Origin of the sequence: Parvibaculum sp. (genome assembly GCF_049672805.1) — a bacterium.
GTDB lineage: Bacteria > Pseudomonadota > Alphaproteobacteria > Parvibaculales > Parvibaculaceae > Parvibaculum.
In genome coordinates this window covers 1-3,345 of the sequence record NZ_JBATWS010000201.1, presented here as the reverse complement: position 1 = coordinate 3,345, position 3,345 = coordinate 1, and the positions used below count along the sequence as shown (strand labels likewise).

General features: G+C 62.6%; 3 protein-coding genes. 1 reads left to right on the top strand and 2 read right to left on the bottom strand.

Going from position 1 to position 3,345, the window contains the following annotated elements:
* The coding region (locus tag WBF74_RS06450) for a M48 family metalloprotease (RefSeq protein ID WP_424436938.1) at positions 1-1,264 on the top strand (1,264 nt) is incomplete at its 5' end.
* A gap of 3 nt (positions 1,265-1,267) precedes the next feature.
* Here the strand turns inward: WBF74_RS06450 and WBF74_RS06445 are convergent.
* A complete protein-coding gene (locus tag WBF74_RS06445; RefSeq protein WP_424436935.1) occupies positions 1,268-2,164 on the bottom strand; it encodes an RNA polymerase factor sigma-32 in 897 nt (298 codons plus the stop codon).
* Between the two features lie 183 nt (positions 2,165-2,347).
* A partial coding sequence (locus WBF74_RS06440; protein ID WP_424436932.1) for a CarD family transcriptional regulator occupies positions 2,348-3,345 on the bottom strand: 998 nt, incomplete at its 5' end.

Sequence of the window (3,345 nt, the reverse complement as noted above, 5' to 3'; positions counted from 1 at the left end):
GGCCTTCGGTGCCTATGTCGCAGGCGTTACCGCGCGCATCGCCCGCACCACCAATCAGCCGAACGCGCCCTATCGCGTCACCGTTCTCGACAGCCCTGTCATCAACGCTTTCGCGCTTCCGGGCGGCTATGTCTATGTCACGCGCGGGCTTGCCTCTCTTGCCAATGATGAGGCGGAACTTGCAAGCGTGATCGGCCATGAAATCGGTCATGTCGCCGCACGTCATTCGGCGCAGCGCCACACGGCGGCGGTCGGCACCACGCTTCTTGGTGCAGTGCTTGGCGCTGTGGTTGGCAGCGATGTTGTCAGCCAGGCGATCGGCCTTGGCGGGCAGGGTTTCCTTGCCAGCTATTCGCGCGATCAGGAGCATGAGGCGGTTATGCTTGGCGCGCGCTATCTCGCTGCGGCGGGCTATGATGCCTATGCGGCGGCGGACTTCCTCGCCTCCATGAATGCTCAGGACGCGCTTGAGGCGAAGATTCGCAATGTGCAGCGCGATACAGGGCAGACGAACTGGCTTGCAACCCATCCGGCAACGCCCGCGCGCGTTCAGGCGGTGACGGCTCAGGCGCAGCAGGCCGGCCTCCGCCCCGGCGAGGGCGAGCGGCGGCGCGATGCCTATCTCTCCGCGATTGACGGCCTGCTCTATGGTGACAACCCCAAGCAGGGGATTGTCCGTGATCGTCTTTTCATTCACCCGGACCTTCGTTTCTCCTTCGAGGCCCCGCCGCGTTACATCATCAGCAATTCACCTGCTGCGGTCGGTGTGCAGGGGCCGGACCGGACGATTGCAAAATTCGATATGGGTACCAAGGCAAGCGGGCAGGAAATCGGCGCCTATCTGCAGGCATGGGCGAAGGGGGTTCGTCTTGGTACGCTGGAGCGCTTCACCGTCAATGGCATGAAGGCGGCGACGGCACCGACCACGATCGGCGACTATAATGCGCGGCTTGTTGCCATCGAGTTTGCGCCGGAGCGTGTTGCGCGTTTCATCCTCGGAACGCTGCCGCAAACGGGCGAGCGTTATACGGGCGATCTCCAGAAGCTTGTGATGAGTTTCCGCAAGATTTCCGCGTCAGAAGCGGGGAAGGTAAAGCCGCTGCGCATCCGCATCGTCACCGCCAAGCAGGGTGACACCGTTGTCTCGCTCGCAAAGCGCATGGTCTTTACCGACCATCAGGTGGACCGCTTCCGCGTGCTGAACGGCCTCGAAGCCAATGAAGGCGTCAGGGCAGGCGCGCGCTACAAGATCGTTGCCGAGTAAGGTTCAGAGAAGAAGGCCTGCCTCTTCCGGGTTCGGTACTTTTTCCAGCAAGGCGTGGCGGAGCTTCTTCAGGGCCGTGTGTTCAATCTGGCGCACGCGCTCTTTCGAGATGCCGAGACGGGTGCCGAGTATTTCAAGCGTCACCGCCTCATCGCGCAGCCGGCGCTCACGGATGATCGTGAGTTCGCGTTCGTTGAGCGTTTCGAGGGCTGCTTCTATCCAGCGTGCGCGCCGTTCGTCATCGTGATGTTCCATTACTTCGTCTTCGGGCAGCGGGCGGTCGCAGGTGAGAAGGTCCTGCCACTCGGCGGGGCTGTCCAGTGAAGAGCTGTTGGAAACAGGCGCATTGAGCGAGCGATCACCGGCCATCAGCCGCGCGTCCACCGCCGAGACATCCGCAATGCTCACGCCGAGCTGCCTTGCGATGAAGGAGCGGTCTTCTTCCGTCAGGTTCTGGCGGGTGCCATTGGCAATCAGACTGCGGAGCTTTCGCAGGTTGAAGAAGAGGGATTTATGCGCCGCCGTGGTGCCTGTCCGCACGATGGACCAGTTGCGCAGGATGTAGTCCTGAATGGCCGCGCGGATCCACCAGCTTGCATAGGTGGAGAAGCGGACACCACGCTCCGGCTCGAAACGGGCGGCGGCCTGCATCAGACCGACATTGCCCTCCTGAATGAGATCGCCATAGGGCAGGCCATAATTGCGGAAGCGCGTTGCGAAGGAAATCACGAGCCGCATATAGGCACTTGTCAGTTCATGCAGCGCGCGCTCGTCGTGATCTTCCTTCCAGCGATGGGCGAGGTCGAACTCATGTTCCTCTTCAAGGAGAGGCATGGTCATGGCGTGTTTCACGAAGCGGCGATTTGCCTGCTGCGTTTCGGGGGTATCCATATGGGCCATTTTCCCCTCTCCTTCTTCCGCTCAGTTGAGGCGGCGCGCTCGCACGCACCCCTCTCTCCCTGAAACAACCCAGCGTCCTCTGAAATGTTCCTTTCAGCGGGAGGGCGGGGGATGGGGGAAACGGCCAACAAAAAGCCCGGCTCAAAGGCCGGGCTTTTCCGTCTCAGTGTTTGTCGGGGGGGCTCAGGCGGCCTCGGTCGCGTCGTCCGACTTTTCGTCCTTCTTGTCGCCTGCATCGCCGGAGCGCTTCGGCGTGCCCTGAAGGGCCTGCTCCACGCGCTGAATGGCGGCATCCTCGCCGATGCGCTCGACAGCGGCCACTTCCCGGGCCATGCGGTCAAGGGCAGCTTCATAGAGTTGGCGCTCGGAATAGGACTGCTCCGGCTGGCGGTCAGAGCGATAGAGGTCGCGGACCACTTCGGCGATAGAGATCAGGTCGCCTGAGTTGATCTTTGCCTCATATTCCTGCGCCCGGCGGCTCCACATGGTGCGCTTGATGCGGGCGCGGCCACGCAGCGTTTCGAGGGCGGAATCAACCACGGAAGTATCCGACAGCTTGCGCATGCCAACGGCGGCAGCCTTGTTGGTCGGAACGCGGAGCGTCATCTTTTCCTTGTCGAAGTTGATGACGAAAAGCTCCAGCTTGTGCCCGGCGACTTCCTGCTCCTCGATCTCGAGGATCTGGCCAACGCCATGGGCGGGATACACTACATATTCTTTTGTCTTGAAGGTCATCTTAGGTGCGGCAGGCTTGGCCGGTTCCTTTGCTTTCGGAGTTTCTGCCTTTGCAGGCTTTGCCGGGGCGGCTTCCTTCGCCGTCTCCTTGGCGGCTTCCGCAGCAGCCTTAGCCTTATTCGCCTTCTCCGCGGCGCGGCTCTTTGCCGCAGCCATCAGTTTGCTCGCCGCATTGCTCGGGCGCGTGCCGGTTGCCTTCGCGGCGGCCTCCTTGGCAGGAGCCTTCTCGGCCGCAGCGGGCTTCTTCGCCGCGGCGGCTGCAGCGGGCTTTGCCGCAGGCTTTGCGGCCGCCTTGGGGGCGCTTTTCGGCTTCTCCGCAGTCTTGGCCTTGGCGGCGGGCTTCGCGGCGGTCTTTGCCGGGGCTTTTGCAGCAGCCTTCGGGGCCGCGGCCTTCGCCTTGGGAGCAGCAGGTTTCGCGGCGGCTTTAGGCGCTGCCTTGGCGGTGC

Coding starts and splice junctions, on each gene's coding strand:
- WBF74_RS06445 (WP_424436935.1), bottom strand. CDS start 2,164: ATGGCCCATATGGATACCCCCGAAACGCAGCAGGCAAATCGCCGCTTC.